Source organism: Aerococcus sp. 150760013-2, from assembly GCF_053627715.1.
Genome location: NZ_JBSEYI010000017.1, coordinates 24076 through 30075, shown reverse-complemented (window position 1 = coordinate 30075; position 6000 = coordinate 24076). Strand labels below are relative to the sequence as shown.

At 39.2% G+C, this 6000-nt stretch carries 5 protein-coding genes and 1 rRNA gene; 5 read left to right on the top strand and 1 reads right to left on the bottom strand.

Features of this window, described 5'->3' with window-relative positions:
- The first annotated feature begins 9 nt into the window (after positions 1-9).
- From rrf to pcp, 5 genes are all read left to right on the top strand, one after another.
- Positions 10-125: ribosomal RNA gene (gene rrf, locus ACUW85_RS08945) — 5S ribosomal RNA — on the top strand.
- Between the two features lie 319 nt (positions 126-444).
- Positions 445-1026, top strand: a complete 582-nt coding sequence (locus ACUW85_RS08940; protein ID WP_048729442.1) for a helix-hairpin-helix domain-containing protein — start codon at positions 445-447, stop codon at positions 1024-1026.
- 182 nt (positions 1027-1208) lie between these two features.
- Positions 1209-1889, top strand: coding sequence for a DUF969 domain-containing protein (locus ACUW85_RS08935; RefSeq protein ID WP_048729441.1), 681 nt, complete (start codon positions 1209-1211; stop codon positions 1887-1889).
- 1 nt (position 1890) lies between these two features.
- The gene (locus ACUW85_RS08930; protein WP_378103113.1) at positions 1891-2808 is read left to right on the top strand and encodes a DUF979 domain-containing protein; all 918 of its coding nucleotides are present in this window, start codon (positions 1891-1893) and stop codon (positions 2806-2808) included.
- Positions 2809-2819: 11 nt separating this feature from the next.
- On the top strand, positions 2820-3467 hold the full coding sequence (gene pcp, locus ACUW85_RS08925; RefSeq protein ID WP_048729438.1) for a pyroglutamyl-peptidase I: 648 nt from the start codon (positions 2820-2822) through the stop codon (positions 3465-3467).
- Positions 3468-4112: 645 nt separating this feature from the next.
- Here pcp and ACUW85_RS08920 read toward each other — a convergent pair.
- Positions 4113-5306 carry a coenzyme F420-0:L-glutamate ligase gene (locus ACUW85_RS08920; RefSeq protein ID WP_048729436.1) on the bottom strand — a complete coding sequence of 398 codons (1194 nt, stop codon included), beginning with the start codon at positions 5304-5306 and terminating at the stop codon, positions 4113-4115.
- Positions 5307-6000: the final 694 nt, after the last annotated feature.

Genomic DNA, 6000 nt, shown 5'->3' with positions numbered 1-6000 from the left:
TAAATATTGTGTGGTAATGATGGCAAGAAGGACACACCTGTTCCCATCTCGAACACAGAAGTTAAGCTTCTTAGCGCCGAATGTAGTTGGGGGTTGCCCCCTGTGAGACTAGGACGTTGCCATGCAAAATAAAACCGTTAGCTTAGACACTTGTTTAAGCTAACGGTTTTTTGTATATTTAGAAAGAATAATGTAGGGAGAAGTATAAAATTTATGGTATTAGGGCGGCCGATTGAGAAGGCGGCCATTAAGCCATTAAACTATATGAAAAATTAGATGCGGAAAGCCATCACCCTTGGATGGATGTTTTTATGAGTAAAGAGCTCAATAAATAAGTGTTAAAAATCATACAATTACAAAAGTTACCTTCTAATGATACTAAAATAGCAATTCTAGGAATTTTTGTATGTGAATATTAAACTGATCGCTTTAGGAGGTATTTGAATGACAGATTTACCAAAAATTGGTAAGCCAGCAACTAATGCGTTGGCGACGGTTGGGATTGATCAAATTGAACAGTTATCGAGTGTAACAAAATCGAATCTGGCTTATCTGCATGGTGTGGGCCCTAAGGCAATTGAAATATTGGAAAAGAGTTTGCTTGAGTTAGGTTTATCTTTCAGTTTAGTGTCATCCGATTTACCTGATTTGCCCTTTTTCTTGATAGGAGACCTAGCATGTGATAATGCACCTAAGCGAAGAATTGCCCGCGATTTAGCGATGAATTTATATGCGAAGGGGTTAGTATACGATGGGTCACTAATGGTAGATGAGGTGGTATATAAGGCGCCTTATAACGATTTAGTATTAACTGGTAGAGACCAAGTATTATCTAGCGCAATTAGGGTGACGGATATTTCATCTATAGAAGTCTTTCAAATTTTATCCCATGGGAAGGAAGCAGCTCTGCATGGAAAAATCGTGGATAAACAGGGAACATTCACATACTTTTCTATGTTTTTTGTGTTTGCCAGTCATAAGAAGGATAGTGTCGTAAGTCAGATTGTGCATTATCAGCAAATATAGAACAAAGATAATGTGAAAGACAAAAATCGCATATGATAGTGAAGACTGGCGGATAAACAGTACTTATCCGCTTTTTTTTCATATATAGGTACAAAATTAGTTTGTGAGTTTTTACAAATTATTGCAAGAAAATGATAAAATAGAAAGATATTAGGATTGATGATAAAAAAGGAGTGGAAATAATGTATTATTTACCGTTGATTGGTATTCTAATCATAATTATTGGGTTTGCAATGAAGCTAGATACCATTGCGGTTGTCGTAATCGCAGGACTAGCGACAGCTTTAGTATCGGGCATTTCGGTTACGGACTTCTTAGTGATGCTTGGAGAAGGTTTTGTGAATAATCGGTTGGTGACAATTTTCATTTTAACCCTACCCATGGTTGGATTAGCTGAAACGTTTGGTTTGAAAAATCAAGCAGTACGATTGATTAACAATGTTAAAGGGATGACAACGGGTTCATTCTTGACTTTATACTTATTCTTACGTGAATTAGCTGGATTCTTATCAATTCGTATCGTAGGACACCCACAATTTGTACGACCATTAGTACAACCTATGGCAGAAGCGGCAGCTATTTCAAAAAATGGTGAAATTGATGATGCCACAAAAGAAGAAATTAAAGCACAATCTGCTGCTATGGATAACTTTGGGAATTTTTATGCGCAAAATACCTTTGTGGCCAGTGCAGGTACCTTATTGATTGCTGGAACGTTAGATTCTCTAGGGTATGAAGTGATGGCAATCGATGTGGCGCGTGCATCAATTCCAGTTGCCATTATTGCATTTATTCTAACAGCAGTTTATAACTATGCATTTGATCAAAAAATGAACCGTAAATACAGTAAGGGAGGTAAGTAAGGTGGAAATGTTCTTTACAAACTTACTAGAATTCTTCTATATTTTAATCGGCTTGCAGTTCGCCTTTACTAGTTATAAAGTTTTACGGTCTGACCAAGATAAACGGATTGGGACGGCTTTATTCTGGTTTGACCTAGCTATCTTGTTTGCCTTAGGAAAATGGTTACCCGCAATTATTTCTGGTGCCTTAGTCTTATTATTGGCAATTATTACCTTGGTTAAACACTTTGTAACAGGTAAATTTGAGCAAGACGAGGAGCGTGCAGAAGCTGGTGCAGACCGTTTTGGAAACCTTGTGTTTGTACCTGTTATTGTTATGGCGATTACAGCATTAGCGCTTGCGCAGTTTGTGCCGGCTTCAGGTGCGGGTGCTATTGGTATCGGGGCAATTGTTGCATTAGTGCTTGCGATGGCTATTTTCCGTGCACCCTTCCAACAAGTTTTACATGAATCTAATCGAAATGTACAACAAGTTGGATCAACTGCTATTTTGCCACAATTATTGGCTGCACTAGGCGTAATCTTCGTTAATGCGGGGGTTGGCGAAATAGTAACGTCAATCTTTGGAAACTTAGTACCTGAAGGAAACCAATTTTTAGGTGCAACAATGTACGTTATCGCGATGGTTGTATTTACAATGATTATGGGGAATGCATTTGCTGCTTTTACAGTTATTACAGCGGGTATCGGTATTCCTTTTGTGATTATGCAAGGTGCTAACCCAGCGATTGCTGGTGCTTTAGCGATGACTGCTGGTTATTGCGGGACATTATTAACACCTATGGCGGGTAATTTCAATGCTTTACCAGTGGCACTATTAGAAATGAAGAGTGAGTATGGTGTCATTAAACGACAAGCACCAATTGCTATTGCTTTAATTGTTGTTCACATTGTATTAATGTATACTTGGGCATTCTAGGAGGTATAAAAATGAAAATTTTAGTAACAGGATTCGATCCATTTGGTGATGATACGATTAACCCAGCGATTGAGGCAGTGAAACGTTTGCCGGAAGAAATCAAGGGTGCGGAAATTATCAAATTAGAAATTCCAACTGTTTTTAATAAAAGTGCAGAAGTAGAAAAAAGAGCAATTGAAGAGCACCAACCTGACTATATTTTGAATATCGGTCAAGCGGGCGGACGATTTGCCTTAACACCTGAACGTGTAGCCATCAATGAAGATGACGCGCGTATTCCAGATAACGAAGGTAAACAACCAATTGACGAACCTATAAAAGAAGACGGGCAACCAGCTTACTTTAGCCAGTTGCCAATTAAGGCAATGGTTACTTACATGAAAGACGCTAGCGTGCCAGCGGAAGTGTCTAATACGGCAGGTACTTTTGTTTGCAACCATATTATGTACCATTCGCTATACTTAACCAATAAAGAGTATCCTAACATCAAAGCCGGTTTCATGCACATTCCATTCCTACCAGAACAAGTCACAAACCGTCCAAACACGCCATCTATGGCCTTGGAAGACATCGTTCGCGGAATCGAAGCAGCCATCGCAGCCATTGTGGACTTTGACGGCAAAGAAGACATGAAGATCGTCGGCGGCAAAACACATTAAAAAAAGGTGCGAGCTTTGCGCTTAGGTAGCACTGGAAGACTAGTGCTGTATCACAGAAAGTGTGATGCAAACTAGTCTGAAGTGGAGGCCAGACTGCCAAAGCAAGCCCAATTGAAGGTGCGAAGCGCACTCGACTACAAGGTGTGAGTACCTGCTCAAAATAGTAACTATTTTCAAGAAGGTCTATGATATGAAAGTCATAGGCCTTTCTTTACGGTAAAATCTTGCCTTTAGAAATTGTTAAAACTTTTATCACATATTTGTCACAAAATTTGCTGACAATTTCATCATATCTTCAAAAGTATCGCCTATTATATAAGCATACCCAATAAACAAACCAAACTTTTCTTCATAAATCTTTCTCCTCCCAAATGAAAGATGACAATTTTAACCAGCTGTCCTCCCAACGGCTGGTTATTTTTTTGCGTACGCAAAAAAGGGACACAAGCATGGTCGTGTCCCTAATAGTTAAAGTTATTATCTGATTAAGAGTGGGGACCAGACTTAGCGCCGAAACTCACACCCTGAAGTTGAGTTCGTGCGACCAGCTCAAGTCCGCTTCGCAAATAGCCTTCATGATGTGCCGTCACTTTGCCTATTTACGTTATCGTTTTTGAGCTGAACGGTGTCATTCAGATCCTGTTATTAGTCAGAATATTTGTCAAAGTAGCCTTGGATATAGATAAACGGCGTACCTTTGTCTCCTGAACCTGAAGTTAAGTCAGATAATGACCCAACTAAGTCAGTGATGTTACGCGGTGTTGTACCTAATGATGTGTTATGTCCAGCTTCATCGATTTTGTCATGGTCTTTGATGTAAGCACGCATCGCTTCTGTTAATTCTTCACCAGATAAGTCACCGAACTGGTTGTCTGCAACGTATTTGATTTTGATTTCGTCTGGTGTACCAGATAAACCTTTAGTGAAACCAGGTGATACAACAGGGTCAGCTAACTCCCAGATATGGCCAACTGGATCTTGGAAAGCACCGTCACCGTAAACCATTACTTCAACAGCTTTACCAGTTGCTTCTAATAAACGTTTTTGAACGTCTTCAACGAATGCTTGTGCCTCACGAGGGAATAGTTTCAAGCTGTCGTTACCAGAAAGGTTAGCGCCTAATAAACCGAAGTCTTCATTGTAACCAGAACCGTCGATTGATTGGTTTAAGATTTGGTCTAAACCAATGATTTCTTTAGCACCATGTTTTTCTAAAGTACGGCGTGTGTATTTACGGTCGTGGATATCAGCGATTACAACTGTATCTACGTAGTCTAAAATGGTTTGTGGGTGGTTTGCGAAAATAATTTCACACTCAGCACCAGTTTCTTCCACGCATTTTTTGTATAAAGCAACGTAGTCTTCGCCTGTAAACTCATGCGCCAAGTTTGGGAAGTGGCTACGGAATTCAGCTTCTGTTAAAACGTCAGTGTATGGGTTTAAACCAGATGCTTCTAATTCATCACGTGAAATTAAACGGTTACCCACTTCATCAGAAGGGTAGCTTAATTGAATCACGATTTTTTTCGCTGACATAGCGATACCTTTTAAGATGGCGTAGAAACGGTTACGGCTAAGGATTGGGTTAACGATACCAATCGTTTCGCTCTTTGTTTGACGTTGGATATCTTTTACAACAGCCTCTAATTCAGCAAAGTTTCCTTGTGCACGAGCTAGAATTGACTCTGTAACCGTTACGATATCGTGGTTACGAACTTCATAACCATCTTCTTTGGCCGCGTTTAAGACAGTATCTACAACGATACCAGCTAGGTCATCGTTCTCTTTAATAATTGGGGCACGTAACCCTCTTACAACAGTACCTACTGCTCTAGACATAAATAATCGTCCCTTCAAAATTCTCTTGCGCCTTTGTGGCATACTGCTTTATTATATATCAACAAAATCCCTTTGCCAATCAAGTATGAGCAAAAGCCGAACATTTTTCTCATTATTTTTAAAGTATAATTATTGGACAAGCAAAAATTGGTCATGCTATGATGAAAGTGTAAAATTGTAGCAAAAAAAATCAGCCAATTGAATTCAATCCATTTGCCAACTTTGTGAGGTATAAAATGACGAATCTATTGTATAACACTTGGAATGCACTACTGAATCAGTTACCAGCTAACGGTTCTGCGTGCCCTTGTGCCCTTGAAGCTACAGTTCTTACACCGACTACAATGAAAATATCTATTAAAAATCCTAGCGTTTGACCTTAGTGTCTGACGCTATTTTTTTATGGATTTTCACACCTTTAGGAGGAAAGATAAAATGAAAAGATGTATGATCGCTATCAAACAACACAGTGTTAACCTTGCGTTTGTTAACCGGATGATGCATTCAAAAGCTGTCCCGCCTTAAGGAGGTGATCCTTTGTATCTCGGTGCTAGCCGTTAATAGCTAAACATCAAAATATGGATCAATAAAAAATACCAAATCATCAACAAGCCTAAAAGCCAACAGTTAGGCAGCATCGTTTGTTGAATGGGATCCTCTAAAGTTAGACCAAAAATCTAGCTTTAGGGGGTTA